This is a genomic window from Sphingomonas prati, from assembly GCF_014643515.1.
Taxonomy (GTDB): Bacteria; Pseudomonadota; Alphaproteobacteria; order Sphingomonadales; family Sphingomonadaceae; genus Sphingomonas_R; species Sphingomonas_R prati.
The window spans coordinates 489,037-515,691 of record NZ_BMJP01000001.1; the positions used below are offsets into that span (position 1 = coordinate 489,037).

Sequence of the window (26,655 nt, forward strand, 5' to 3'; positions counted from 1 at the left end):
CAAGGGGGGGGCGTTTGGGGAAGGGCGCGGGGCGCACTGGGTCAATGCGTCTTCCTCGCCACCCGCTCCGCGTACCGCCCCCGCCGCGGACAAAAGCGGAACCGATATCGCAACCGATCGCTCAATCGTAGTTCAGCGGCGGTTCAACGCGGATGTGCGAAGAAGTGCCCATCACACAGATAGAAGACGAACGGAGCGGACATGGTTTTTTCCATAAAGACATTTGCGGCCGGCGCGTTGATGGTCGCCTCGCTTGCCCTCGGCGGCTGCGCCTATGACGATTATGGCTATGGCGGTATCAACGCAGGCTACGGCGTCGCGGGTGGTTATGGCGGCTACGGCGGCGGATACGGTGGGTTCAACGACGGCTATTACGGCGGACCGGGATATGGTCTGGCCGGCGGCTACGGCTCGGGCTGGTATAACAACTACTATTATCCGGGCAACGGCTACTACGTTTATGACCGCGGCGGACGTCGTTCGCGTTGGAACAGCGGTCAGCAGCGTTACTGGCAGCAGCAGCGCCAGGCCTATCGCGGCGATCGTCGCGATGACCGCCAGGACTTCCGCCAGGAACGGCGCGAAGATCGCCGCGGGCTGCGCAACGGTACCGTGACGCAGGACCAGTTCCGCCAGGATCGCCGCGGCGATCGGCAGGACTTCCGTCAGGAACGCCGCCAGGACCGCCAGCAGTTCCGCCAGAACAACGGCGGCGCCCGCCCTCCCCGCGCCGACGGGGGCGGTCGCCCACCGCGCAACTTCAGCAACGGTGGCGGCGGCGGTCGCCGCGACGGCATCGTGGGCCGCATCCAGAACCGCGTCCAGCGGCAGCGTTGACCATGACGGCGGGGAGTGTCGCTCCCCGCCACTGGATGTCGCGGTACGCTGACAGGGTGCCGCGTCGGTACGGACATCGGGTAGCGCGGCGGAATGATATCCTGCCGCGCTTACCACTTCCCGAACCAACTCGGAGAACCGCAAATCCCGTTCGGTTCGAGCCTGTCGAGAACGTTGCGCAACGTCAGCGACAAGCTCTCACCAAACCTAGTCGCAGCCGATCATCCGAACGCCATGATGCTGTTACTCAACCCGTCCATCCCGAGCGAAGTCGAGGGACCCGTCGAACGCAGCCGAGACGCCAACAGCGCCCCTTAGGTGGACAGTGTGGAACGCGCTCCGGCTCTACTCACCATCCTGCCATCCTGCCATCCTGCCATCCTGCCATCCTGCCATCCTGCCACGGCTTGGGCCTGTTTCAAGGCCGCACCCGTACCGGCGGCAAAGCGTTGCAGATATCCAGCCCGGCCGCAGGACGCTCGTAGAAATCGTCCTTCCGGTTCGCCTTCACCCGGATCCAGTCCGCAAACGTCGGCGACCGGCTGTCCATCACCTGCCAGACCTGCCGTTCCCCCGTCGGCAGCTCGCTCATCAACCGCACCCGGACGATGCCCGTGCGCTGCGCCGGATCGGTGTAGAACCCCAGATCCCCCGTCCCGCGCGGCAGGGCGGCCATAACCTCCATCCCAGACAACACGCGTCCGACCACCGCGATGTTACGATCGAGCTGCCGCGGCGAATGACCGACCGCGACGTACAACTCCGCCCCCGTCCCCGTATCCGGCGCCGGGTTCCGCCCCACCCCGACCATGCCGTAGCAATGCGGCAACCACGCCCGCCCGGCGTCCTCCGCCACCGCCCAGCCGCCGACATGCCCCACCGCCGCGGCATAGCTGTCGCGGTACGGCATCGCCCGGAACGCCAGACCCGCCGCCGGACGGTCATAGTCACGAACCGGCGCCTTGATCCCGGGCGGCAGCGGCTTCGCCTCCGTCGCGTCGCCCCACTGCGTGACATAATTGTCCTGCACCCGGTTGATGCTCGTCCCGTCCCACCAGTGCGCGCGGGCTAGCGCGACGATGTTGGCAACATGCGGCCCCGCGAAATCCGGCGACAACGCGATCGTCACCCGCCGCCCGCCGGTCAGTTCCATCACCAGCACGCGGTCCGCTGGCACGTCCACCCACGCCGACGCCGGCGCGCCCGCCACCACACTCCCCGGCGTCACGGGCTTCGCGGCATCCGAAGCGGCCGGGGCGGCCACAACCGGCGACTGCATCGCCAACATGAAGAGCAAGGGCAGGATCATCTCTGAAGCATGCCATGTCAATGGCGCTTGCGGAAGCGCACATCACCCGATAGGGCGCGCTTTCCAGGACGCGGAGCGGTGGCCGAGTGGTCGATGGCGCACGCCTGGAAAGTGTGTAAGGGTTAATAGCCCTTCGAGGGTTCGAATCCCTCCCGCTCCGCCAATATACCATATCCAGCGATGTATGCCCGTCTACAGGGCCTTGATTTAAGCCACTTTTCTGCTGTTTCTGACGCCTGCGGTATCGACAGTCGTCTACCGGCGTCTACTCACTTCCATGGATAATCCATGGTATCAAAACGCCAATCCATGGTATGTGGGTTGCGTGCTGAACGATGCTAAGATCAAGGCCGCGAAGCCCAGGGAGAAACCCTACAAGCTGACCGACTCCAACCAGCTTTATCTCCACGTTACTCCGACCGGCGGACGCCACTGGCGGATGAACTACACCTACGGCGTGGGTGCGTCAGGCAAGCCGGCCCAGAAGACCCTGACGTTCGGCCCCTACCCTGCTCTCACACTCGTCGAGGCGCGGAAACGCCGTGATGTTGCGAAGGATCTCTTGCGTGATGGCCGCGACCCTGCGGTCGAGCGACGGATCGCAGCGAAGGCTCGGACTTTATCCGACGGCAACACGTTCGAGCGCATCGCGCGGCAATGGTATGAAGCGAATGTGCCGCGCTGGTCGACGCACCACGCCAGCGACGTGATCACCAGTCTGGCACGCGACGTCTTCCCCCAGCTGGGCAACCTGCCGCTGTCAGTCATCACGGCGTCGAAGGTACTGGAGGTGCTGAAGAAGATCGAGGACCGGGACGCCGTCGAGACCGCCAAGCGACTGCGCCAACGCATGTCCGCCGTGTTCGTCTACGCGATCGCGTCCGGCATCGCTGAGAACGACCCGGCCGCGATTGTACGCGGCGCGCTGAAGCCGATCGTCCTTAGAGGCCGGCAACCTGCAATTACCGACCTGACCGGCGTCCGGCAGGTGTTGATCGATGCCGAGGCAGAGCGGTCGCGCACTGTCACGAAGTTCGCGTTGCGCTTTCTTGCCCTTACGGCTGTTCGCCCCGGGGAGCTACGAGGCGCGGCCTGGGACGAGATGGAGGATCTGGAACCGCGGTTCGCGGTCAAGGCCGGCGAGCGCGTGCAGATCAACGCTCCGCTCTGGCGCATCCCCGGCGCGCGCATGAAGGGCGAGAAGGCACGCAAGGCCGAGACCGGCGGTGACCATCTCGTCCCGCTGTCCCACCAGGCAGTCGAGGTGCTGGACGTCCTGCGCCGCCTGACCGGAACCGGTCCGCTCTGCTTTCCGAACGAAAGGCATGTGCGCAAACCGATGTCGGAGAACGCCATCGGCTACCTGCTGAACCGTGCCGGCTACCACCACCGGCACGTTCCGCACGGCTGGCGCGCCGCGTTCTCGACGATCATGAACGAGTGGGCGAAGCATTCCGGCAATCCCGACGACCGCGCCGTCATCGACCTTATGCTGGCGCACGTGCCGAAGGACAAGGTCGAGAGCGCGTACAACCGGGCCGCCTTTATGCCCCGCCGGCGTGAGTTGGCGCAGACCTGGGCGGATATGCTCGTGGCCGACATGTGGCCACCGGAGGTGCATCTGGGACAGCCGATCCGGTACTCGATCGGAAATCCAAAGCCGCTCGCCAACTAATACGACTCCGGACAAGGAAGAGCAATTCTGTAAAAACCGCTGATCGCTTTGGTTAACGGTATCGAATAACCTGCGCCGGATGTGGCGCACATTGTCCCGCTTGTTCTCGAGACAATTGCGCATTGAGCATATGCGCTCGCCCGCAATACCCGACGGCAGGCGTATCTACGCCATCGGTGACGTCCATGGCCGGGCGGACCTGTTAGACGTATTGCTGCGCCAGATAGAGTGCGACAATGCATTACGTGTGCGCGCGATCGTGACGGTGATCCTGCTCGGGGACATTATCGATCGTGGCCCCTATGCGGCGCCGCTGCTTTCTACACTGTCCTCGCATATGCAGCCTGGACTCATTTGCCTGCGTGGCAATCACGAAGCCGCGATGGTGGATGCGTGGAAAGGCAACCGCACCGCGCTGCGAATGTGGTTGAGACATGGTGGCACCGCGACCCTCAGCGGGTTTGGCGTAACCAAAGCAGCATTGGCGGGCACCGAGGAAGACCAGCTTGCCGCGCTGCTCGCCAATGTGCCTCCCAGCATCATCGACTGGATGAGCCGCTTGCCTCTTAGATACCCATGCGGTGATTATTTGTTTGTCCATGCCGGTGTACGCCCGGGAATCGCGCTGACGCAGCAGACGGCGCAGGACCAGTTATGGATCCGCGACGAGTTTCTGACGAGCAAACGCTGGCATGGCAAACGGATCGTCCACGGCCATACCCCCAGCAAGGAGGTCGAGATACTGCCAAACCGGATAGGCGTTGATACCGGCGCCTACACGAGTGAGCGGCTGAGCGCGGTTGGGTTGGAAGGCACAGAAAGCTGGGTGATCCAGACTTGAGGCTGGCGGACCGGTAGGCCGGCAACATCTTCACACCCCCTGTCTGCTAGTTGCCCGAAAAACCGAAACCGTTCAGCATTGTTGGCGAGTCTGACGGCGGTAAAACCAACGAGTGCAATTAGGCATCATCTACGCCAACGAGGAAGTTCGCAAAATACCGAGTTGGTAGACGACGCAAAACAGCCAATGCGACGAACGGTTGGCCGCTGGCTACTTATTGCGCTTGGGGTTGGTCCTAACCGCCAACTATGCTGCTATTCAACAGCACGGTAAGTACGTGTCTACCATCGTCGGATGACGAAGGACCGGTGAACGCCCCGCCATCGGCGGCAGGTAACCGCGGCAGGGACCACCAGCCGCGTGAGAGGACGGAAGGGCCTAGCCCTTGGAAGCGATCCCTTCCGTCCACCTCTTCCGGCAACCCGCCTCGTCACCGACGCAGGCTACATAAGGCATATCTGACATGCCCAATTCCAATCTAATCCCGTTTTCCTTTGGCGACCAGCCTGTTCGTGTGATCGACCAGAACGGTGATCCGTGGTTCATGCTGGCAGACGTGTGCGCCGTTCTTGGCATGGGCAACCCGTCGCAGGCGGCAACCCGGCTGGACGATGATGAAAAGGATACCCTCACTAATGATGAGGGTATCGCCGGCCCGCAGGTTCAGGCTTTCACTATCATCAACGAGTCCGGCCTCTGGTCGCTCGTTCTGACTAGCCGGAAACCCGAAGCTAAGGCGTTCAAGAAGTGGATCACGTCGGAGGTCATTCCGGCGATCCGCAAAACTGGAAGTTTTGGTGTGGTCGATCCCATGGCCGCGCTGAACGATCCCGCGGCGATGCGCGGCATTCTCCTGTCGTACACGGAGAAGGTGCTGGAACTGCAAGGCGAGGTCGAAGAGATGCGGCCCCAGGTTCAGGCCTTGGAGCGCATCGCGATCTCGGACGGCTCGCTCTGTGTCACCGACGCTGCCAAGACGTTGCAGGTCCAGCCCAAAGCATTGTTCGCATTCCTGCGGTCGCACGGCTGGATATACACCCGCGCCGGTAGCAACGAGAGCATCGCCTACCAGATCCAGCTTCAGCGCGGGTTGCTGGAACACAAGACCACGGTCGTCAGCCGTTCGGACGGGTCAGAGAAGACCATCACGCAGGTCCGTGTGACGCCGAAGGGTTTGATCCGGCTGGCGAAGGAGTTCCCGCCGATCGCCATGGCAGCGTAGCTTTACCACCGACGGCGGAGAAACTTGGGCGGCCCTAACAGACTGCCCTTTTCGCTCGTAACGACGGTCTATGTCTTACGAGCCTACCAAATCTGAACGTTCAAGGAGGTCGCGCGCGCCCTTGCAACCGATGACGACCCCGTGCGCTTAAGAGCACTTAGCGAAACTCGTTAAGCATAAGCCGGTGGAGAGAGATGGTGGGTAGAGCTTGGACTACGAGCGACAGAGGCAATGCGGAATGTCAGAATTGCGGCCGGATCTACCGACGCACGCTGCATGATTACGCAGCAAGGGACCAAGACGATTTCAAGTGCGGGTGTGGGGTAGTTCTAGAAGATTGGAACAGCACCAGCGCGCCAGAGTTCGAACTGGAGTCCTTGCCCGGAGCAAAATAAACTGGTGCCGGGTTTTTGAGCCCCGCGCCTTCCAATCCGTATGCGTCGTCTCAGGCCGCCCTCAACCTAGCGATACGTGCCTGCGCAACTTCTTCGCGCCAGTCGCGCAGTTCGGTCTCCGACCAGCGCGACGCGACCCCGCCCGGCTTGTGGGGCGCCGGGAAGGTCCCCTCGCGGATCTTCCGATAGATCATCGCACGGCTAAGCCCGACGACTTCGCTGACGCGCGCGATCGGCAGCAGCCTGTCCAAGCTGTCGGTCATTGGATCACCTCCACCTGCCGAAGCATCAGCTTTTCGAAGCGCTCGAAATACGTCAGCCGGCTGGCGACGCTGTCGTCGTACAGCCAGAGTTGCTTGCCATCCCGCGTGTTCCACCAGACGTCGAGGTGGGCCGGGTCGCGGGCAAAGAAGACGCCGTGTGTCGGCATCACCTTCTCGTAATCGATCCATTCGCCTCGCGTCATGCCGAGCGGCACATAGTCGCGGTTCAGCGGAAGGAACGCGTTCTTGCGCTTCGGATGGTCGACCCGCTGGAACAGGTACGGCATCCAGAGCTTGAAGAACGTCGGTCCGGCCGCCCTTCCATGCCCGCTGGTCAGCCCCGCCGCCTGCCGATCGGACATTGTCATAACGTCTTACTCCGTCCCATTTCGGGATCAGTTACAGTTAAATCACCGTTAAGCGTTTTGAGCATCGCATGTGATGCTCCGTGTCTACCAGCGCCGGATACGGTTTGGGGACTTGGGAGATTCGTACGATGATCGCAGACTACACTGACCGTCTGATCTGGAAGCTGGTCTACGGGGTGTTCCAGTCGGCTATTGACCAGCTCAACGTTGGTGATTGCGCCTGACTGCGGCCTACAGGGCCGAGCGTCGGCGCTACCGACCTTTGCGCCTAGACCTCCGGCTGTCCGCACGAGGGACAGAGGCGGTTCCAGCTTCACCCCAATCTCCGCCAACTCCGACATCAGGGTAAAAGCGCGCTGCAGGCGGTGAGCCTTGATTGCCGCAACCCTTCGCGCGGCGGATGGAGCAGCTTCCCGTTCCATGGTGACCAGTCTTTGCGTGGCGGCGCTGTACTCAGCCCAGGCGTCCGCGATCGCGTCCTGAGTGGGGATGCCGGCGATCACGAAGCTGCCTCAGGCTTATCGGCTGCGGCGGTGAACGCCTGCGCGCGGTTCATGTCAGCCAGAACCTTCTGGTTCCGTAGTTTCGCTTGAGCGAACTCATCAGCGTTCGGATACTCACCGTCGCAACCGTCCGTCACGCGTCCGTCGGGATACTCGATCGGCTGGTCCTCTTGGACGCCGTCCCAGACCCCCTCGGCAGTCGCAGGCACGAGTTTGCCATCAGGCGTTGCGAACCACGCCAGTATGGGCGTCCGTCTGACGAAAACGGGATCTTCGTCCAAGAAAAAGCGGGCGAGGGAATAGCCGGGAGTAGCCGGAATGACCCCAAGGTACGATACCTCAGGTATCTCGTTATCGTAGATGATTACCTCGTTACCGTCGTCCATCTGGACTGCCGACATATACCGGCGCGACTCTACCGTGCCTCCGAGGTACGGGCCGATGCTTTTGATCTTGGCGACCGGATAGCGATGCGTCTGGCGTGAGTTACGAAATAACATAGCTAAGATCCTCAACAGATTGGCAGGTTGGCGGGGTTGCGATGCGGCGGGAGTTCGAAGTGGCCGCACCAGTCGTCCGCGCGGGTCGCGGGCTGCCTCGACGCTTGGGCAAGCTGATCGGTTGGCAGTACCCGGCTCGTTTGGTAGCTGCCGACCGCCAACAGACCCGCAAGGAGATCGGCGATTGCGTCGACGATCACAGGCGGATGCCGCCGGCAGGAACCGAAAGCTTCATCCGGGTTGCCCGACACCGCAGTTGCGCCGTCCACCTGCCAGAAGCGGCAGCGATTGCATTTCTCGGTCATGCCCGTGCCGCCTCCCGCGGGAAGTAGGGGACAAAGCGCGCGGCCTCTGCAGCAAGCGCTGCGTCCCACTGGTGGGCTTCACGTCCATCTGCGTAAGCAACCAGGTACTTGAAGGCGAACGCTGCGGCGTCAGGTGCCGGGACGCTCATCAAAGCTTCCTCGGCGGCAAAGCGGGCATTCATCAAAGCGTCGGAGCGCTCTTCGATATCCCCCGGAATGTCAGCCTCGTTCGCCGCGTAGCGCGCGAACGCCGGAAGGTACGTCGTCTCGTCGTAGATCCGCTCGGCAGTCTTGGCAGCAACGAACGAGGCCAACACGGCCGGCCAAGCCCCTTGCTCGTTATCCGACACCTGCAATGGCGCGTAAGCCCTTTCGAACCGCTCGAGATCATCGAGAAGCGAACGCACCTCGTCCGTGTGGACATTCGCATCCACAGCGATCCCGAACTTGATCCGCGCCGCGGCCAGATCAGGCGCAGGCGTGACGAACAGGACGTTTTCTGCCGCGGTGTCTGCGGCCATCGGAAGGTCGACTGCCGCTTCCGCTGCCGCATAGCCGGGGTCTGCCGGGTGCATACAGGCGAACGGGGCGTTGGCTGCGCTGAAGGCGGCATTCGCCACCCGATAAGCGGCAAGATTACGATCCCAGGTGCGCCGCATCGACGTATCGGTCGGGGTGCGAGTCCCGGTCGGGCCTCCACTCTCGGCAAGGCGGAGAGCGTCGGTCAGCGCGGAAAGCATCATCTCTCCCGCCTGTGTGCATTGGAAGTCCGCAGGATCCACGGCGAGCCAGCCGTCGGGGGTCGACCGCGGGTGCGCGTGATGCACGGCGACCAGCAGTTTGGCCGCGAGATCGGGCACGGTCATCGCGGGGAAGAGGCGAACGTTGTCGGCAGCTCCGACCACTTCGTCCCCTGCCTCCTCTGCGTGTGAGAAGTATGCCGCGAAGTAGGCTTGGAAGAGGTCCGCCATCGCGTCCGTGATGCCGACCGGAAGCGGCGGCAGTGGAACCGCGCCGTCAGTGTCGTCGCGGACGGCTGCGGCGAGACTACCCGGTGTTTCATCAAGGCGCGGGCCGGCGTCGATCCACGGTGCGACCGCGATGGCGCCGGTCGGACTGGCCGGCATCAGGCCATGATGATCCTGGACGTAACCGATCCCGAAATGCTTGCGCGCTTCGGCAACTGCCTGGGCCGCCTCGCCCTCCCCCAGCTCGTGACCTTCTGCCGCCACCTGCAAGGCCGCGATCATTTTAACCACGGCGTCATCAACGGTCCCGGCTTTGGTCTTCAGGACCTTGTCTTCGCACACATGCACAACGGAGAAGAGTTCGCTTTGCCGAGCGTCGGTCAGGTCCTCGTGATCCATCAGCTCGATGATCGCGTTCCGCCGCGCGAGCAGCCCCCGCAACGACGTGTCGGTGTCCAGTTCGTCGAGCGTGGCGTCGCGGATCGCCGCCGGCGACGCCGCCAGCGCGCGGTTGACCGCAGTGGTCGTCAGACCGTCGGTGTAAGCGACACGAATATTGGGCCGGGGGGCGGCGGTCTGCGTGAAGTCGGCGTGCTTGAACTGCGTGGCCATGGTGCATCTCCCTGCGAGGACGCAGGGGTGCAGCAGAGGCCTCCGGAGAGAGCGTGCGTTACGAGCCTGCGATCACCGTCTGGCGACCGCTAAGGTGCTCAGGTGACGAAGCAAGAATTAGCCGTTCTCGCTAATATCGTCAAACGCTCTTTTTAGCGCTTCAGGCAAATCCTGCTCGGGGGGGCGCCACATCGTGCTTACTTCCCAACGCACCTCGCCGATTACGACGATGTCGTATACGCCGAAATAGAATTCGAGATTAGTCTCGCAATTCGGATAAGGTGCAAATCTTGGTGGATCAGATTTGTAAACGCCAAGAAACGGTCGCGAATCGTCCGCGTAATAGGCAAAAGGCCAGCCTTCAAACAAAAGCTTCGAGTTTGTATCAATGCAAACGAATGATCGGAATTGGGTTGTCTTTCCAAATCCGGTGAACTCCTGTTTATCGACTGCAAACACACCTTCCCCGTAAATGTTCACGTTAATAAATTCACCTATCTTGGCGTCCTCCGGTTTAACGCGCTTCGAAAGGTAGACTAGGGGTACAGGTTGATCGCCCGGTCGTAGTCGACCCATGTCTTCGAATATTTCTGACAAGGACACATCGAGGGCACCAGCTAGTTTTTGCATCCAAGCCCCGGAGAGCGCCATAGTGCCTTTCTCAATCTTCTGGATCGTGGACAGGTGTGCTCCATCCCCAATTTTATCCGCCAGCGCCTTCAATGTAAGGCCGCGCGACTTACGAAGTTCTCGAATACGATTCTGTAGCATTGCACTTCCTAACCTCAGGAAAGCCGTTTTAGCCAAAACAGGGAATTGAACAAGGATTAGCGGTTGCGGCTAACAACGCGCCGGCATAAGAATAGCGCATGCAGCTATCATCCTATCTCGCCCGTGAAGGGTACACGTACCTGGCGTTCGCTAAGCGTATCGGAAGTGACCATGCACGCACGGTGGAGAGATACGCGAAAGGCCAATCAGTCCCAAACCGCACAATGATGCGGAGGATTAGCGAGGTCACAAACGCTGAGGTCACTGCGAACGACTTCTTTGCCCAGTCCCCCATGGCGCGTCCTTTCGACGGGTCTCCGTCTCCGACGCAGGGGCAACGTAAAGCGGACACAGAAGCATCGTGACGTCCCCCTCAGTCATTCACCGGCACCGTCACGCGGACGATATCGACGACCTCGTCGAGCATCGCGCCGGCCGCGCCGTAGAGCGTTGTCCCGTTCAGCCGATCCAGCCCGTCGAGAAATCCGTGGATGATGTCGTTCGGCATATCCGTCCTCCGCATCGTGTCGACCAGCACGGCGATCAGGTTCGCGATCGCGATGACCGTCATGCGGTTGTTGTTCCGGGCTTTCCTGTCTTTCGTCATGACAAGGCTTTTGCCGCATGAGCACACCGAACATCCACGGCCAGCGCCGCACGTTTTCCGCGTCAAGCGCGGTCGATGCGCAGAACGCCATCCTGACGGACATCAAGATCGAGGACGGAACGACCTGGGCCGACATGGGCCGGGTGTTGGGCAAGTCCGATGACCGGGCGGCCGCCTATGCCAATACCGCAGCGGCGATCGACCTGCCGACGTTCCTCTTCGGCTGCAAGGAATGGGGCGGACGGTTCGCGGATCCGCTGCTGGGTCTGGTCGGCGGGCGCTGGGCAGATGCCAACGCCGTCTGCACCGGCGACGACCAAGCGGCACTGACGCTTGCGACGCTGTTGCCGGCGATTATCGCGATCGAAGCGGACAACCTGACCGAGGCGCACGAACTGACGCCGCACGAGGTGCTGATCCGCCGCGTCCATACCTTGACGGCATGCTGGCTCAACATGATCGCGGCCGAGAAGGGGCAAGCTGCGCGATGATGCACCGGCGCCTAGGTCAGGACGACTTCCGGCAAGCAGTTGCCGACGCCAAAGCGCGTCACCTGCTCTCCGAGATCATCGGTCGCAAGACCAAGCTAAAACCCCGCGGCAAGCGCGAGATGGTCGGCCTGTGCCCGTTCCATGAAGAACGGTCGCCGTCGTTCGAGGTGAACGACGACAAGGGCACGTACCATTGCTGGGGCTGCGGTGCGGTCGGCGATGCGATGACCTTCCTGACGAAAGGCGAAGGGCTGTCTTTCCGCGATGCCTTCCAAATGCTGGCCGGCGACACCTTCCCCGTCATCTCGGACGAGGAGCGGACTAAGCGCAAGCAGGACGCGGCCGACGCGACGGCGCGGCGCATCCGGATCGGACAGGACTGCTGGCGCCGAGCCCTGCCTTCGGAAGGCACAGCTGCAGAAGCGTATATACGTTACCGCGGCATCACCGCCCCCCTGCCGAACACCGTCCGGTTCGCCGAACTGAACTACCGTGACCAAGAGAGCGGCGATGTCATCGCATCGCGCGTGCCAGCGATGGTCTGCGCGCTGCAGGACGCGGCCGGCTTGGTCGTGGGGGTCCAGCGAATTTATCTGGCGCCGGACGGACGCGGGAAGCTCGACGTGGCCAAGCCGAAGATGTCGCTCGGCATCATCGTCGGGTCGGCATTCCGTGCCGCAGGTCACGACATCGGCAGCGCAACGCAGGTCATCGCCTGTGAAGGTCCCGAAGACGGACTTTCGCTGGCGCAGGAAATTCCGGACCGCCCCGTACTGGTCGCATGCGGCACCGCACTTCTGTCGCGGCTGGATCTGCCGTCGCAGGTCCGCGAGATCACGCTGGCCGGCGATAAGAACGCGGCCGGGCGGACCGCGGTCGAGCAGTCGCGCACCGTCTATCTCGATCGCGGCATCGACGTCGTCGAAATGTACCCGGCCGCCGGCTTCAAAGACTACAACGACCAGCTGCGCGGGGTACGCATGTGACGGGCGCATTCGCCCAGGAACTAGCGGCCGCGCGTCGCGTGACGATCGAGCCCATCCCGTTGCGCGGGGAAGCAACCGTCTCCGCCCCCTTCCCGATCGATGCCACCGGCGCGACCCTCGCTGGCGCGATCCGCGCGATCATGCACCGGGTCCAGGTTCCGGACGCGATCGCCGCCCACTCCGTCCTGGCGGCCGTCTCGGTCGCCATCCAGGCGCATGTCCTGATGGAGCTGCCGACCCGCGAGGTGAAGCCACCGTCGCTGTTCTTCGCGACCGTCGCCGACTCCGGCGACCGCAAGACGACGTCCGACAACATCGCGATCCAGCCGATCAAGGATTACGAGCTCGAGCTGAACGAAGAGTATCAGACCCAGAAGCAGGTCTACAACGCGCTGCACGCCATCTGGAAAGGCGACGCCGCACAGCTGGCTAAGGACAACAAGGGACGCGACGCGGCTACCGTCGCAGCGGCCGTTGCCGACATGGGCAACCCACCTACCGAGCCGCCGCGCCCCGCAATCCTCGTTCCACCCGGCAGCACGCAGGGCGTGATCGACATGCTCGAGAAGGGCCGGCCATCAATCGGCCTGTTCATCAACGAGGGCGGATCGTGGCTGGGCAGCTGGGGCATGTCGGACGAGAACCGCACGGCCACGATCAGCGCCTATTCCGAGATGTGGGACGGTCAGCCGATCAAGACGCTCACCAAGGGCGAAGGCTTCCGGTTCATGCCGAACCGCGCCTTCTCGTTCCACGTCATGTTCCAGCCGGTCTACGTCCAGCAGATGTTCGGCGATGCCGAGATGCGCGGTCAGGGGTTCCTGAGCCGCGTGCTCGCCGCCCAGCCGACCAGCCTCGCCGGAACCCGCCTGCGCGACGTGAACGCGGTCGAGCCACCCGAAGTCGAGCAGGCGATCCTGACCTATCACGAGCGTCTTGCGCGCGTCGTTAGGGCGGCGCTGCCCATCGACCCCACCTACCCGCAGAATGGTTTGACTGGCCGCAGGTCAGTCGGGTTTAATCCGGACGCTGCCGCGTTGTTCTGGGCCTTCTACAACCATATCGAGACGCAGCAGTCGCCCGGAGGCACGCTGGCCGGCATCCGCGGGTTCGCCGGCAAGTCGACCGAGATGGCGGCACGCCTGGCGGTCATCATCCACGTGTTCCAGGACGGCATGAACGCCGGCCCGGTCAGCGCCCCTGCCATGGCTCGCGGCATCGAACTGATGAACTTCTACATCGGCGAGGCTCTACGCCTCGCTGACACCGCCCCGGCAGACGAGAAGGCGGACAATGCGCAGGTCCTGTCCGACTGGCTCCGCGACAAGTGGGACGCTCCCGAGATCGGCTTCCGGAACATTCGGCAGAGCGGTCCCGGCAAGCTGCGCAAGCTGCCACCGGACGACCTGCGCGAGATCTGCGCGCTGCTGGTGCGCAATGACCACCTCACCGTGATCGGGACCGGCGCAACGGTCCAGGGGAAGCACTGCAAGGAGGCGTGGAAGATCAATGTCCGCGCTTGATTTCGCCCCATTCGACGTCGGATCGATGCTGAACTCGGCCTCTACGGCCAAGTGTAGCAGCCCTGTAGCAGCGTCTGTAGCAGATCTCGACGACTTCGCAGACTGGGGCAAAGGCGCGGATTTCCGCGGTTTTCAGCGTGTTCGGGCTGGTGGTGTAGCAGAGGTAGCAGCTGTAGCAGGGGTAGAGACATCTACCCGGCCATGGAGCGCCCCGCTCGCTGCCTTCGCCGAAGCCCCACGTCCCCAGTTTATCGTCGAGGAAACGTGGGACGAGCTGGTCTGGGAAGCCATCCAGGTCGATGACGTTTGGGGTCAGCAGGCGCTTGATCTCGGATGGGATCAACACGACCTGTTCGGGTGCCATCCGACACCCTGGGTTGCCGACGGCAGCAGGGATGGGTTGGTGGCACTGATCGTCAGCCTCAAGTCCCCTGTCCGTATTACCGCCGTCGAGACCGACTGCATTACGCTCCAGCCTATCAGCGGACCGCCTATGCGGTTCCGCTCACGCAAGCCTGCCGGACAGTCCCTGCTCTGGACCGCCTACTCGTTCGGCAGCGGTCCGTAAGTGTAGCAATGACCCTGCTACACCTTTGCTACACGTCGACAGTGATCGGCCTAAAACCTACCTCTATAGCTAGAGAGTTGGGGCGGCTAAGCTATTGTCTTCACTGTAGAAAAGGGAGTTATAATTCCATTCCAGGCTCGTTTGGAGGGCCTGTAGCAGGCCCCTCTGCTACTCCTGCTACACCTGCTACACAGCACAAGGCGACCCGGCCATGACCCCCGATTGCTACGCCTCCGCCTGGTGCATCCTGCGAACTAGCGGGCCGCGTACCCTCCCCCTCACCCGGTCCCTCGCCGCAGCCGGCATTGAGGCGTGGACGCCGACGACGACGCGCCTGATCCGCATCCCACGCAGCAGGGCGAAGCGCGAGCGCGACTTTCCGATCATGCCGACCTTCGTGTTCGTGCGTGCCCGACACCTGGCGGAACTCCGTAGGTGCCTTAGCCTACCGAGTAACCCCCATCCCGCTTTCTCCATTTTCCGGCATACTGGTCGCATCCCGCTAATCGCGGACGGGGAGATCGGTAGCGTGCGTGCGATCGAGGAGCAGGGGCAGCAGGAGCGGCAGCGTGCGCGCGATCGCGAGGCCGACGCTACGCGGCGTGCCAAGCGCTACCACGTTGCCGTTGGGTCGGAAGTGCAGATGCCGGATGGCGGGTTCGCGGGGCTCACCGGCATCGTCGAGGGAGGCGACGGCAAGTTCGCGCTGGTATGCTTCGGAGGCAAGATGCGAGTTAAAGTTGCCTCTTTCCTCTTGGCGACGAACGAGGTATAGGACACCTATCCTGACGTTGTTGTGACGTTGGGCACCGCCGCTCAAGCGGCTGAGTGCGAGCATAGAGCCGGTTGGTCGACTGACCTTACCGCCCTCGCCATCCCCCTGCGGAAGCCACGCTTCCGAGGTTGTCCTACGGATATGCAGTAGAAGCGATCGGGTTTAGCCCGCGCTAGTTGAAGCCCCGGCCGGTGGGCACCGTGCGTCGGCTAGTAGATGGCGCAATGTTTGTCGGAATCCCTTCCCGGAGAGGTGCTGGCTGACGCCGTCGTAACCTTCCCGCATCAGCGTACGCGAGATGTCATCGACATCTCTGCATTTGCCCAAGCGGGCAATCTGGTAGGCGCGCTCGATGATGTGTGGCTGGGTGGTCATGTGGCGTCCGTAATAGACAGCAATTGATTCGCGCAAATCTAGGCTTGATGACCAAAGACACCGGTATAGGCAGCGCGATGGTGATCAGCTACGCGGCCATCAGTCCATATTTTTAACGAGGTTGAGTAAGCCTAGTCCGCGCGGCAGCGGCGGCTGGGGAGTTAAGATTCTATAATCGGGTAGCTTGTCCAGCCGGCCGCGCTCCATGCACGCCACGAATGCACGAAGATGCTTTTCTCGCAGCCGGTCCTCTTCGGTTTCATTTGGGTCCGGCGGGACAATCTTAACGTGTTCCATGCCCGAGTCCTCGGCGGCAGGATTGGTTACCTCAATCGACAAGAGTTGCCGATTAAAGGTTAATCAAACGCTAATGCGAGGGCCGTATGGCCGGAGTACGTTATGGTTGAACGCCTGCGAGGCTCTGCCGGCGTCGCCCAGCGCAGACGCCGATTGGCTCACACCAACGGCCTGTGTGAGCGCTGCCCCGATCGGGGACGGACCACGCTGGCGGTTGAGGTCGATCACATCGTGCCGCTCGACAAGGGCGGCACGGACGATGACAGCAACACGCGCAACTTGTGTAAGTCGTGCCACCTCGAGGTCACGGCCGAGCAGTTCGGCCACCGCCCACCGATTGAGGGGCGAGGCATCTCAAGGTCAGGTCGACCGACGTCGGCCGACCATCCATGGAACCGCGGTCGCTGACCTCCACCCCCCTCCAATAAGTCTGGGGGGCCGCTCGGCAGGACACCGACACCGTCCCCCATGCGCACTGCGAGCAGTTTTTGAGGGGGGAGGGTTTCGGCCCGCGCCGCCGGGAGGGTCGTGATGGCCGAGGTTATTGCAATCAACGGCGGCGACGGCGTCCCACCCGAACCGAACTGGACGCGTTATTTCGGTCGAAAAGCCGACCGCGAAGCCGCGTCCGAGCACTGGAAGCGGGTCGTCAGCGAGATGCGCGGCGCGGAAAAGCTGGCAGTCGCCAACACTCACGCGATCCAGCGACTGGTCGTTGCTTACGTCACGTACGACATCTCCGCGAAGGCAGTGCTGAAGCTCGGCCCGGTGGTGCCCGCACCGCGGACCAAGGTTCTGACGTACAATCCGTGGTGGACGACGATGTCGAACGCGGCAAGCCAGGCGCAGGCGCTCGAAAAGGAACTGTGCATCTCGCCACGTGAGCGCGGGGCCGGCGCCAAGGTCGTGAAGGCCGCGCGCCGCACGACCGGCGCCGATCGGTATCTAAAACCGCGTGGCTAACCGATTCCTCGCCGAACCCGATCCCACCACGGCGTGGGCAAAGGCCGCGCTCGAGGGCAAGCTGTTCACCGCCGGCGAACTGGTCAAGCATGCAGCCGAGCGTCACCTGCGCGATATCCGCGATGGCGAGCGTCGCGGCATATACTGGCGGCCGGAGGAGGCGGCGCACGCGCTGGAGTTCCTGCCGTCAGTCTTCCAGGTGACGGACGGCCCATCTGCCGGCCGGCCATTCTATCCGCTGGAGTGGCACACGTTCGTTGTCGGCTCGCTGTTCGGCTGGCGCAATGACGCCAACCGGTGGCGTTTTCGGACTGGGTGGCTCGAGACGGGCAAGGGGCAGGCCAAGTCCCCGTTGATGGGCGCGATCGGCGTCTACATCATGGGCTGGTGCGACATCGCGCGCGCGCAGTGCTACGCGATCGGCGAGGACAAGAAGACCGCGAACGTCCTTTTTCGTGACGCCGCGGCCATGTGCCGCGCCACCATCCCGGACCATGACGAGGGAGAAAGCCTCGAGGCACTGGGCGAGGTCGTTATCCGCGGCGAGCTCGAGAATGCCTGGAAGATCGAACACCCGGACAGCGGCTCGTTTTTCATGCCGATCGCCAGTGGCGAGAGCAAGTCGGGGCCCCGGCCCAACTTCGTTGCCGGCGACGAGATCCATGAGCTGACCGACGAGAACGTCTTGCAGACGTGGAAACGCGGGATCGACAAGGTCGCGGGCAACGCCTTGATGCTGTTGGGCACCAACACGCCGGCGACATCTCAGCACGTCGGCACCGCTTGGTCGGAAATGTATCAAGCGATCGCCAAGGGCGAGGCGCGAGACGACAGCGCATTTGCGTTCGTTGCCCGGGTCGACAAGGCGGACCGGGAGACTGTGTTCGAGAACGAGAAGTGCTGGCAGAAATCCCTGCCCGCGCTCGGCGAAACCTTTCCGATTACGAACATCCGCGAGACGGTAGCCTCCGCCCTGTTGCGACCGTCGACGAAGTCGAGCGTCAAGCGGCTGTATTTCGGGATCGACACCGCCTCGGCCGACTTCTGGATCGACGAGGAAAAGTGGTCCGCGGTGCAGGGCCCAGTCGACGAGAAGGTGATGCGCAACCGGTTCTGCCGGCTGGCGCTCGATCTGTCGCAGAAGAACGACCTTACCGCGCTGTCGGCCGCCTGGGAGCCAATCGGCGACGAACCAATCGCCGTAAAGAGCTGGTACTGGACGACGAAAGACGGGCTACGCGAGCGTGCCGACAACGACAAAGCTCCGTATATCGACTGGGTCGAGGATGGCTACCTGGTCGCTACCCCGGGCTCGACGATCGACTACACCTTCGTGGCCATGCAGGTTGCAAAGCTGATGGCCGAACAGAATGTCCAGGAGCTGGTGGTCGACCCAGCCTTCATTTCCGGTTTCATGGACGCGTGCGCTGAAGTCGGACTTGAGGTCTGGCTTTACGGCGGTCCTGACAAACCCATTGGACGCGGTCTGAAGATCGTTGCGCATGCCCAGGGCAAGCGGGTCATGTTCGAAGACCGGCAGCTGTGCATGCCGCATTCGATCACGCGGACTGAGGACGCCATCCTCGACCAGCGGATCCTGATCGACAACTCACCAGTGACCTACAGCTGCGCGGCGAACGCCGCGATCGACGTCGACGGCCAGGGCAACCGCGCCTTCGACAAGAAGCGATCACGGGGCCGGATCGACGGCATGGTCACAACGGCGATGGCCGTTGGCGCCGCGACCGCCAGCGTGAAGCCGAAAAAGAAATCGGTCTACGAATCGCGCGGGGTGCGCAGGGTATGAGGGGGGTGATTGCGTATGTCGCCTGACGCATACCGAGCAGCTGCTGCGTTCCGACGTTCAACCGCACGCGGGGCTGAGATCGCCGGTGGCCGGCGCGGGCCGCCAATCGCCGCCTACCAGGCGCACAGCCTAACCGACGGTGATGATCCCGCCCTTGCATCGTTCATTCGCGGCGGGCGTGAGGGCCTTGCCGGCGTCGCTGTCAGCGACCGCATGGCAATGCGTAACTCGGTCTTTTTCCGGGCAACGTCGCTCATTGCAGGATCGATGGGCATGCTGCCCCTTTCGCTCTTTCGCCGGGCGCCGGACGGCACCACGTCGAAGGCGACCGACCACCGGTTGTACCAGACGCTGAAGCTCGACCCGAACGGGTTCCAGTCGCCGTCAGAGTTCAAGAGCTACATGCAGCTGGCGGCAGTGCTCGACGGGAACGCCTTTGCGCAGGTCGTGCGGCTGAACGGCGAGGTGCAGGCGCTGGTGCCGTACGACCGCGGAACAGTGACGAAGGAGCGCCGGGGCGCGACGCTCCGATTCAAGCATACGCCGAAGTCCGGTGGAACGACGTACCTCGACCCCCAGGACGTCTTCCACTTCCGCGCGCCGGTTTCGCTCGATGGACTGAACGGGCTTGGCCTTCTGAACGTCGCGGCCGACACGATCGGGCTGGCCCACTTGGCCGATCGCGCGATGTCGAAGCTCCTGCGTAGCGGCGTGATGGCCGGCGGCGCACTGCAGGCGAAAGAGGCCCTGTCCGACGATGCCTATGCCCGGCTCAAGGCGGACATGCGGGAACAGTATTCCGGCGCGGACAACGCCGGCGAGTGGATGGTCCTGGAAGAAGGGCTCGAAGCAAAACCGTTCTCCGGATCAGCTCGAGACACACAGTTTGTCGAACTGATGAAGCGCCAGGCCGAGGAAGGATCGCGCTTCACCGGCGTCCCCCCGCCCCCTGCTCATGTTCGACGAGACGGCTTGGGGCAGCGGCATCGAGCAGCTCGGCCTCTACTTCGTCGTCTACTGCCTCTTGCCGTGGTTCGTGATCTGGGAAGAGGCCGTGTGGCGGCTGCTGTCGGTCAGCGAGAAACGCGCCCGCAACGGCACCATGCTTTACGCCAAGTTCAACGAGCGCGCGCTGCTGCGCGGCTCGATGAAGGATCAGGCCGAGGTGATGGCACGCGCGCTGGGCTCCGGCGGCGGGCTTCCCTGGGTCACGCAGAACGAAGCGCGTGAGTCCTTCGACACAAACCCCAAGCCCGGGGGCGACCACCTCCCCCGCCCCGGCACCAGCGCCGCAACGATAGTCGAGGACGAGACATGATCTATACCCGTCTCCGGGCCGTGATGGCCGCCCAGCGCCCGCCCGAGATCGGCAACATCGGCTCCGGTTCGGACTGGAGGTTCGAGACCCGCGCCCTGGCCGCGGACTTCGAGAAGGTCGAGGTGACCGCGCTGGCGTCCGACCGTCCGACGATCTCGATCTTCGGTTACATCGGCGACGACGGCGATGGCGGCGGCATCTCGACCAGCCGTATCGCCGGCGCGCTGCGCTCGGTGGCAGGCAAGCCGATCACCGTCGAGATCAACTCGCCGGGCGGCAATTATTTCGAGGGCGTCGCGGCTTACAACCTGCTGCGCCGACACGATGCACCGGTCCGTGTCGAAGTGGTGGGCATAGCCGCGTCGGCGGCCTCCGTCATCGCGATGGCTGGCGACGAGATCGCGATCGCCGCGAACGCCGAGATCATGATTCACGAGGCGCGCGGGCTGTTTCTTGGCACGAAATCCGAGATGCGTGACGCCTGGGAGACGCTCGCGCACGTCGATACCGCGATGTGCGAGACCTACGCGGCGCGGTCCGGCCGCCCGGTCGCGGAGTTCGAGGCGCTGATCGCAGGTAAGGATGTCTATTTCCGCGGACAGGAGGCGATCGACGCCGGCCTCGCGGATGTGCTGATGGAGCGGCAGGCCGAGATGCCGGTCTATGCCAAGGCCACCAAGTTTCCGAGCGACAAGGAGTCGCTCGACACGTTTCTCGCGAAACTGGACATGCCGCGATCCGAGCGGCGCGACCTGTATCGCGCGATGGGCACGCGAAACGCTGCCGACCCTGCCACGCCCCGCGCTGGTGATGAACCGGAGGCCGATCTCTCGCGCCTCTTTGCTGCCCTAACCGTCTGAAGGAACAGACATGAACATGATGACCAACCTGCGCGGCACCCCCGCGGCGGGCGGGGGCCTCATCGCCGTGCGCGCGGAAGCCCAGCCCAAGAAGCCCGACAGCATCGAAGCCCTCGGTGTCGCATTCGAGGCGTTCAAGAAGACGCACACCGACCAGCTCGAAGAGATCAAGGCGGGTAAGACCGACGTCGTTACGTCGGAGAAGCTTTCGAAGATCGAGGGCGAGCTGGACAAGCTCCAGGCCGCGATCGAGAGCGTCAACCTGAAGGCCGCCGTCGGCAATGATAACGGTGAGAAGATCCGCGACCCGGAATATACCGGCCAGTTCCAGGCCTACTTCAAGGGCGGCGCGCCGACCGCGAAGCTGGAAGAACTGCGCGCCGCGGCAACGAAAACCGACGGCGAAGGCGGCTATCTGGCGCCGATCGAGTGGGATCGCTCGATCAGCAAGCGCCAGAAGGTGATCTCCCCGATGCGCCAGAATAGCTCGGTCATCACGATCAGCGGTGCGGGCTTCAAAAAAGTCTATTCCGACGGCGTGGTCGGCAGCGGCTGGGTCGGCGAAACCGCCGCCCGCCCGCAGACCGTCACCCCCGGCCTCACCTCGCTCGGCTTCACGATGGGTGAGCTCTATGCCAACCCAGCGGCGTCGCAGGGACTGATCGACGATGCCGAGATCGACATCGAGGCATGGCTCGCTGACGAGGTGTCGGGCGAGTTCGACAAGCAGGAAGGGATCGCCTTCCTGTCGGGTGATGGGTCCAACAAGCCGGACGGCGTGCTGACCTACGTGACGGGCGGCAGCAATGCGGCCAAGCATCCGTACGGCGCGATCCTCGCGCTCAACTCGGGTGACGCCACGAAGGTCACCAGCGACGCGCTGTTCGATCTGCAGGCAAGCCTGGAAGCCGAGTTCCTCGCGAACGCCAAGTTCTACATGAACCGCGGTTCGCAGGCGGCCTTTCGCAAGCTGAAGACGGCAGACGGTAGCTACCTCTGGCAGCCCAGCCTTGCGCTTGGCGTGCCGCCGACCCTCGCGGGTGAGCCGGTCGTTGATATGCCCGGCATGCCCGGCGTTGCGGCCGGCAACGTCGCGGCGCTCTACGGCGACATGGTCGAGACCTATCAGGTCATCGACCGCACCGGCGTCCGCGTCCTTCGCGACCCGTACACCGCCAAGCCCTTCGTGCTGTTCTACACGACCAAGCGGGTCGGTGGCGGCGTGAAGAACCCGACAGCCATGCGCGCGCTGCGCATCGCTGCCTGATACACCGGGGCCGGCTAGGACGCCGGCCCCTTCCCCCCGGAGAAATTATCATGGCCAGCACCAAAGCCACGGTCGACACGACCGACATCGCTCCCTCTGGCGTTCCTGGCGTGTCCGATACGACCGGCATGACCGAGGACAATCTGACGCCTGCCACCGATGTCGCGGCGAGCGGCGCCTTCATCGAACCCGAGATCGTCGCGCGCATCGATGTCGATCATCCAGCCGTCGACAACAACCCGCGCAAGGGTCAGCCCCGCATCGCGAACCAGATCGACTTTAACGATCCGATCCTCGGCAGCGAAGACGCGGTCGCGAAGAACCTCAAGGATCAGGCGGAAGCCTGACCGACGTTCGGGGCGGGTTGTTCCCCCTGGCCCGCCCCGGGCAACCCAGCGATGCGAGGTGACCTATGCCCGAGCCCGTCTCGCTGGAACTTGCGAAACTGCAGCTGCGCCTCGGCGGCACGGCCGAGAATGCCCTGATCGAGCAGTCGATCACTGCGGCCCGCGAATGGGTCGAGAAATACACCGGTCACCTGTTGGTGCGCCGTGAAGTCGTCGAGGTTGTCGGCCCGCTCCGGAGCACGGTGAACCTGTCCGCCTGGCCGGACGTCGACGTGACGAAGGTCGAATATCTCGCCGGCGGTGCGATGGTCTCGCTGGATGCCGCGGATTACCGCGTCGCCCCGATCCAGCGCCCGGCGCAGCTCGCCCTGGTCGCTCCGTCCGGATGGTCCGGTTCGGGCGCGCGCGCAGCCGCCGCTGCATCGTCGCCCGTCATCACCGTGACGATGCAGGCCGGATACGCCGACGGTGCAGCCCCGGCCGCGCTGGTGCGCGTCATGCTCGTCCTGATCGCAGCCATGTACGACGGCCGTGGCAGCCTGTCCGACGCCGCGATCGCGTCCGCAACCGGGCTATGCCGCCCCTACAAGCTGTGGAGGGTCTGATGGCTGACATCACGCTGCGGTCCGAGGATCTGCCCGACCAAATCACCTTCCAGCGCAAGGTCGCCGCGACGGGTTTCGCCAGCGCCGGACAGGAGCGGTGGGTTCCGGTCGATACCGTCTGGGCCGGCGTGCAGGACCAGCTGCCCAGCCGCAGCGAGCGCGCCGACGACGGCCTCGTCCTGGCCACGGGCCGCGCGCGCGTCCGCGTTCGGTGGCGCGACGACATCACGGCCGACATGCGGATCCTGCACGGTGACCGCGTGATGCAGATTATCGCTGGCCCCGCCATGCTGGGACGCCGCGGCGGCCTGGAAATGATGGCCGAGGACTATTCCACCGCTGGCGGTACCGCGTGAGCGCGACGATGCGCGGCGGCGCCGACCTCAGCGCGTTCCTAACGGCGCTGCCCCAAAACATCGAGCGGAACGTCCTGCGCACCGCGCTGAAGGCCGGCGCGGATGTCATTGCTGAGGGCGCGCGCGAGGAATGTCGGTCCGAAGAGGTTCGCGGCACGATCAAGACGAGTAGTCGGTCCGAGAAGGGCATCGTGACGGCCAAGATCCAGACGAAGGGCGATGGCGCGTTCAAGGCGCCGTGGCTGGAGTTCGGAACCGCCCCCCACTTCATCAGCGTCGACGACGATCAGACCGGCGGCAAGACGGTGCGGCGAATTAACCTGGAGGCGAAGCGCGGCTCGCTGGTCATCGGCGGCATGTTCGTCGGCTCGACGGTCTACCACCCCGGCGCCCGGCCCTACCCATTCATGCGCCCGGCCGTCGACACGCGGGAGACGGCCGCGATCGCGGCGATCAGCGCGCATATCGCGGGCAAGATGACGCGGGCCGGGATCGAGACGCCCGTCCCTGAGTATCCGGCGGAATGAGCGGTGTCCTGATCGCTGGCGAGTTGCTGACGGGCTTCGAGCCGCTCACGACGCTGGTACCCGTCGACCAGATTAAGGCGTGGGTGCTGCCGCAAGGTACGCCCCTCCCGTCGCTGGTCGCGACGCGCATCAGCCGGACGAAGGTCCAGTTCCTCGCCGCGGAAAGCGTGTGGCTGATCACGGAGCGGGTTCAGCTGACCGCGCGTGCCGGGAGCGGCCTGGCGCGCGACGCCATCCTCCGCGCCGCGGAGCGCGCCTGTGCGGACCGTACCGGCACGATCGCCGGATTTGATCAGGTCGCGGTGTTGTTCGCCGGTGCCGGACCCGACTTCATGAATGACGCGGCCGACATCTTCATGGGCAGCATCGACCTGCGCATCAGCTTCAACGAGCCCGCCTGACCTTTCACAACACTGGAGACAGCCATGACGATTTCCAAAAAGCACGCCGTAGCATTGCAGCAGATCACGCACGGCGACGACGCATTTGCCCAGAGCGCCGTGATCATCGGCATGCACGCCGGCCAGTTCGGGGACTGGGAGATGGCGGGGCTGGTACGCGAGGCAACTGCGACGGAAGTCGCGGCCGCAAAGGGTGAGAAGACCGTCGCGCGCAAGCCCCGGAAGCGGTCTCCCAGCAAGACGCCGGCAGCCCAGACACCGTCCGTCTAACGCATTCCATCAGCGAGGCGCACCGTATGACCAGTTCGACTTCTGCCGGCACGACGCTGGCAATCTCAGCGGCGATGCCGGGAACGTTGGACGTGGCCGGGTACGGTGCGTTGGTGTACACTACGATCGGCGGGGTCGAGAGCATCTCTGCTTTCGGACCGCAGTCCGCGGTCAACACCTTCGAGCCGCTCGCCGGCGGTCAGCAGAAGCACAAGGGTCCGGTCAACTACGGATCGCTGCAGCTGCCTCTCGCCGTTGATAATGCGGACGCCGGACAGGCGCTGCTGCGTACGTTCGCGGATCCGGACAACAGCGCCCAGGCGACGTTCCGCGTGATGCTACCAAACGGCGACGTGCGGTACTTCCGCGGTCGCGCGTTCGGCTCGCCGGAGACGGTCGGTAGCGCGACCAACGTGCTGATGATGACCGCTACGGTCGAAATCATGACACGGCCGCGCGGGACTGGGGTCGCCAATCCTACGCCTACCCCGACGCCGACCCCCACCCCCACCACGCCTCTCCCGAGCGTCCTGTTCGTGAAGGGCGACAGCATATCGACACAGGACTATTCGCCGCAGTCGTGGGTCGACCTGCTAGACCTCGGCCCGAATGTGACGATCGTCAATTACAGCGTCTCGGGGGCCACCCAGACCGCTGCGGCGAATGACTTCAACAGCGACCACGCGGCCTATTACGACCCCAATAAGCGGAATGTGCATGTCATCGCGCGGGTCAGTAACGACGTCGCGGGATACACCGTCTCCCCTGCCGCTGCCGATTTCTACGACACGAAGACGACTGGCTACATCGCTGCGGCCAAGGCGGCCGGCGACTATGTCGTGGTTCTCACCATGCTGCCCCGCGACGACGCATTGATGGACTCGGCCAAGGAAGCGAACCGACTGTCCTACAACGCGAAGGCGGTCGCGAACGCCGGGGGCGCAGACGTTGTAATCAACATCGCCGCGGACAGCATCATGGGGGCCAAGCCGGTGAACAGGGCGTTCTACAACGACGACCTGGTCCACCCGGTGTTGGGCGGTCAGCAGCGCATCGCCGCGATCGCGCGTCCGCTTCTCCTTCCCCTGTTCCAGCTGGCGCCCCGCCAGCCCGTTGCAGCGCCCGCCGACAAATCGATCCGCCTAACGGGCCTCACGCGTCTGACCGAAAGCGCCAACGGCACCGGGTACAACTACACGCCCAGCGGTTCGGTGAACTACAACAACCTCTATGCTTCCGGTTATTCGGCGGCTGTACTGCCTGCGAATACCGACGGCTGGTGGGGCGCGGCTATGAGCGGCTTTGGCTCAAGCGGTTTGCTGATCGGACTGGCGACCAGCGCGGCACCACAAAGTTACGGCGATTGTTACGTCGCTCTGTATGCCGACAGCGGGGCCTCCGGCACGAAATACAGCTATACCGGTGAGGACACCGGCTCAGGGCAGGTGACGGGTAATGTTGCCCCGGCAGCCGGCGACATCCTGCGCCTCCGGCGGGCCGGATCGACGCTGTACGCCGAGGCATCGAAAGACAACGGCGCGACGTGGCTATTCCTTCAGTCATTCGACGCCCCGACGGGTGCGGTCCGGCCCTTTTTCCAGACGGGTAACGCCGGTGCGAATGGCGTCATCGTTCGGCCCCGTGGATCGAGTAACATCGTATGATCAGGCAAGCCCCACCCGCACCAAGCGAACTGAACGCCGCCAAGAAGCGCGTGGCCGAGTATATCCGCTGCTGGCATCC

General features: G+C 63.7%; 31 protein-coding genes, 1 tRNA gene and 1 pseudogene. 24 read left to right on the plus strand and 9 right to left on the minus strand.

Features of this window, described 5'->3' with window-relative positions; genetic code table 11:
* Positions 1-201 precede the first annotated feature (201 nt).
* Complete coding sequence (locus tag IEX50_RS02135) at positions 202-837, plus strand: hypothetical protein (protein ID WP_157177285.1); 636 nt, start codon at positions 202-204, stop codon at positions 835-837.
* Between the two features lie 418 nt (positions 838-1,255).
* Here IEX50_RS02135 and IEX50_RS02140 read toward each other — a convergent pair whose 3' ends face one another.
* Complete coding sequence (locus tag IEX50_RS02140) at positions 1,256-2,146, minus strand: peptidylprolyl isomerase (RefSeq protein ID WP_157177286.1); 891 nt, start codon at positions 2,144-2,146, stop codon at positions 1,256-1,258.
* Positions 2,147-2,218: 72 nt separating this feature from the next.
* Here IEX50_RS02140 and IEX50_RS02145 point away from each other — a divergent pair.
* From IEX50_RS02145 to IEX50_RS02160, 4 genes are all read left to right on the plus strand, one after another.
* Positions 2,219-2,309 (plus strand) — tRNA-Ser (locus IEX50_RS02145).
* A gap of 114 nt (positions 2,310-2,423) precedes the next feature.
* Positions 2,424-3,821 (plus strand): tyrosine-type recombinase/integrase, encoded by a 1,398-nt coding sequence (locus IEX50_RS02150; protein WP_157177287.1) that lies wholly within the window; start codon positions 2,424-2,426, stop codon positions 3,819-3,821.
* A gap of 79 nt (positions 3,822-3,900) precedes the next feature.
* Positions 3,901-4,662, plus strand: coding sequence for a metallophosphoesterase (locus tag IEX50_RS02155; protein WP_188699408.1), 762 nt, complete (start codon positions 3,901-3,903; stop codon positions 4,660-4,662).
* 463 nt (positions 4,663-5,125) lie between these two features.
* On the plus strand, positions 5,126-5,884 hold the full coding sequence (locus IEX50_RS02160) for a phage antirepressor KilAC domain-containing protein (protein ID WP_157177289.1): 759 nt from the start codon (positions 5,126-5,128) through the stop codon (positions 5,882-5,884).
* A 445-nt stretch (positions 5,885-6,329) separates the two neighbouring features.
* Here IEX50_RS02160 and IEX50_RS02165 read toward each other — a convergent pair whose 3' ends face one another.
* The 7 genes from IEX50_RS02165 to IEX50_RS02195 all read right to left on the minus strand — a co-directional run bounded on the left by IEX50_RS02165 (position 6,330) and on the right by IEX50_RS02195 (position 11,140).
* The gene (locus tag IEX50_RS02165; protein WP_157177290.1) at positions 6,330-6,542 is read right to left on the minus strand and encodes a helix-turn-helix transcriptional regulator; all 213 of its coding nucleotides are present in this window, start codon (positions 6,540-6,542) and stop codon (positions 6,330-6,332) included.
* Positions 6,539-6,910, minus strand: coding sequence for a hypothetical protein (locus tag IEX50_RS02170; protein ID WP_157177291.1), 372 nt, complete (start codon positions 6,908-6,910; stop codon positions 6,539-6,541). The genes IEX50_RS02165 and IEX50_RS02170 overlap by 4 nt, the downstream gene beginning before the upstream one ends.
* Positions 6,911-7,409: 499 nt before the next feature.
* Complete coding sequence (locus IEX50_RS02175) at positions 7,410-7,913, minus strand: hypothetical protein (protein ID WP_157177292.1); 504 nt, start codon at positions 7,911-7,913, stop codon at positions 7,410-7,412.
* Between the two features lie 11 nt (positions 7,914-7,924).
* Entirely contained in the window at positions 7,925-8,218 is a 294-nt protein-coding gene (locus tag IEX50_RS02180) for a hypothetical protein (protein WP_157177293.1), read from the minus strand.
* A complete protein-coding gene (locus IEX50_RS02185; RefSeq protein WP_157177294.1) occupies positions 8,215-9,798 on the minus strand; it encodes a hypothetical protein in 1,584 nt (527 codons plus the stop codon). The genes IEX50_RS02180 and IEX50_RS02185 overlap by 4 nt, the downstream gene beginning before the upstream one ends.
* Before the next feature lie 117 nt (positions 9,799-9,915).
* The gene (locus IEX50_RS02190) at positions 9,916-10,569 is read right to left on the minus strand and encodes a helix-turn-helix domain-containing protein (RefSeq protein WP_157177295.1); all 654 of its coding nucleotides are present in this window, start codon (positions 10,567-10,569) and stop codon (positions 9,916-9,918) included.
* A 373-nt stretch (positions 10,570-10,942) separates the two neighbouring features.
* Positions 10,943-11,140: a hypothetical protein gene (locus tag IEX50_RS02195; RefSeq protein ID WP_184075078.1), complete on the minus strand. Its 198-nt coding sequence runs from the start codon at positions 11,138-11,140 to the stop codon at positions 10,943-10,945.
* 53 nt (positions 11,141-11,193) lie between these two features.
* On the opposite strand from IEX50_RS02195, the gene IEX50_RS02200 reads away from it, so the two are divergent.
* From IEX50_RS02200 to IEX50_RS02220, 5 genes are all read left to right on the plus strand, one after another.
* Entirely contained in the window at positions 11,194-11,667 is a 474-nt protein-coding gene (locus IEX50_RS02200) for a hypothetical protein (protein WP_157177297.1), read from the plus strand.
* Positions 11,664-12,653: a DUF7146 domain-containing protein gene (locus IEX50_RS02205; protein ID WP_229673598.1), complete on the plus strand. Its 990-nt coding sequence runs from the start codon at positions 11,664-11,666 to the stop codon at positions 12,651-12,653. The genes IEX50_RS02200 and IEX50_RS02205 overlap by 4 nt, the downstream gene beginning before the upstream one ends.
* 38 nt (positions 12,654-12,691) lie before the next feature.
* Positions 12,692-14,176, plus strand: a complete 1,485-nt coding sequence (locus IEX50_RS02210; RefSeq protein WP_157177298.1) for a YfjI family protein — start codon at positions 12,692-12,694, stop codon at positions 14,174-14,176.
* Positions 14,163-14,744 (plus strand): hypothetical protein, encoded by a 582-nt coding sequence (locus IEX50_RS02215; protein WP_188699409.1) that lies wholly within the window; start codon positions 14,163-14,165, stop codon positions 14,742-14,744. Before IEX50_RS02210 ends, IEX50_RS02215 begins: the two co-directional genes overlap by 14 nt.
* 529 nt (positions 14,745-15,273) lie before the next feature.
* Entirely contained in the window at positions 15,274-15,519 is a 246-nt protein-coding gene (locus IEX50_RS02220; protein WP_157177300.1) for a hypothetical protein, read from the plus strand.
* Between the two features lie 474 nt (positions 15,520-15,993).
* Here IEX50_RS02220 and IEX50_RS02225 read toward each other — a convergent pair whose 3' ends face one another.
* A complete protein-coding gene (locus IEX50_RS02225) occupies positions 15,994-16,191 on the minus strand; it encodes a hypothetical protein (RefSeq protein WP_157177301.1) in 198 nt (65 codons plus the stop codon).
* 102 nt (positions 16,192-16,293) lie between these two features.
* Here IEX50_RS02225 and IEX50_RS02230 point away from each other — a divergent pair, with 102 nt between their 5' ends.
* The 14 genes and pseudogenes from IEX50_RS02230 to IEX50_RS02290 all read left to right on the plus strand — a co-directional run bounded on the left by IEX50_RS02230 (position 16,294) and on the right by IEX50_RS02290 (position 26,576).
* Positions 16,294-16,599: an HNH endonuclease gene (locus IEX50_RS02230; protein ID WP_157177302.1), complete on the plus strand. Its 306-nt coding sequence runs from the start codon at positions 16,294-16,296 to the stop codon at positions 16,597-16,599.
* 123 nt (positions 16,600-16,722) lie between these two features.
* Positions 16,723-17,154: a P27 family phage terminase small subunit gene (locus IEX50_RS02235; protein ID WP_157177303.1), complete on the plus strand. Its 432-nt coding sequence runs from the start codon at positions 16,723-16,725 to the stop codon at positions 17,152-17,154.
* Positions 17,147-18,961 (plus strand): terminase large subunit, encoded by a 1,815-nt coding sequence (locus IEX50_RS02240; RefSeq protein ID WP_157177304.1) that lies wholly within the window; start codon positions 17,147-17,149, stop codon positions 18,959-18,961. Before IEX50_RS02235 ends, IEX50_RS02240 begins: the two co-directional genes overlap by 8 nt.
* Before the next feature lie 219 nt (positions 18,962-19,180).
* Positions 19,181-19,894: pseudogene (locus IEX50_RS02245) on the plus strand (phage portal protein); the annotation flags it as partial.
* Between the two features lie 22 nt (positions 19,895-19,916).
* Complete coding sequence (locus IEX50_RS17770; protein ID WP_373285271.1) at positions 19,917-20,279, plus strand: phage portal protein; 363 nt, start codon at positions 19,917-19,919, stop codon at positions 20,277-20,279.
* Positions 20,276-21,139, plus strand: coding sequence for a head maturation protease, ClpP-related (locus IEX50_RS02250; RefSeq protein ID WP_157177306.1), 864 nt, complete (start codon positions 20,276-20,278; stop codon positions 21,137-21,139). Before IEX50_RS17770 ends, IEX50_RS02250 begins: the two co-directional genes overlap by 4 nt.
* 10 nt (positions 21,140-21,149) lie before the next feature.
* Positions 21,150-22,406 carry a phage major capsid protein gene (locus tag IEX50_RS02255; protein ID WP_198350700.1) on the plus strand — a complete coding sequence of 419 codons (1,257 nt, stop codon included), beginning with the start codon at positions 21,150-21,152 and terminating at the stop codon, positions 22,404-22,406.
* Between the two features lie 50 nt (positions 22,407-22,456).
* The gene (locus tag IEX50_RS02260) at positions 22,457-22,753 is read left to right on the plus strand and encodes a hypothetical protein (RefSeq protein ID WP_157177307.1); all 297 of its coding nucleotides are present in this window, start codon (positions 22,457-22,459) and stop codon (positions 22,751-22,753) included.
* A gap of 65 nt (positions 22,754-22,818) precedes the next feature.
* Positions 22,819-23,358: a head-tail connector protein gene (locus tag IEX50_RS02265; protein ID WP_157177308.1), complete on the plus strand. Its 540-nt coding sequence runs from the start codon at positions 22,819-22,821 to the stop codon at positions 23,356-23,358.
* The gene (locus IEX50_RS02270) at positions 23,358-23,714 is read left to right on the plus strand and encodes a head-tail adaptor protein (protein ID WP_157177309.1); all 357 of its coding nucleotides are present in this window, start codon (positions 23,358-23,360) and stop codon (positions 23,712-23,714) included. Before IEX50_RS02265 ends, IEX50_RS02270 begins: the two co-directional genes overlap by 1 nt.
* Complete coding sequence (locus IEX50_RS02275; protein WP_157177310.1) at positions 23,711-24,241, plus strand: HK97-gp10 family putative phage morphogenesis protein; 531 nt, start codon at positions 23,711-23,713, stop codon at positions 24,239-24,241. Before IEX50_RS02270 ends, IEX50_RS02275 begins: the two co-directional genes overlap by 4 nt.
* Complete coding sequence (locus IEX50_RS02280; protein WP_157177311.1) at positions 24,238-24,642, plus strand: hypothetical protein; 405 nt, start codon at positions 24,238-24,240, stop codon at positions 24,640-24,642. Before IEX50_RS02275 ends, IEX50_RS02280 begins: the two co-directional genes overlap by 4 nt.
* Before the next feature lie 24 nt (positions 24,643-24,666).
* On the plus strand, positions 24,667-24,912 hold the full coding sequence (locus IEX50_RS02285; protein ID WP_157177312.1) for a hypothetical protein: 246 nt from the start codon (positions 24,667-24,669) through the stop codon (positions 24,910-24,912).
* 26 nt (positions 24,913-24,938) lie between these two features.
* Positions 24,939-26,576: an SGNH/GDSL hydrolase family protein gene (locus IEX50_RS02290; RefSeq protein ID WP_184075074.1), complete on the plus strand. Its 1,638-nt coding sequence runs from the start codon at positions 24,939-24,941 to the stop codon at positions 26,574-26,576.
* Positions 26,577-26,655: the final 79 nt, after the last annotated feature.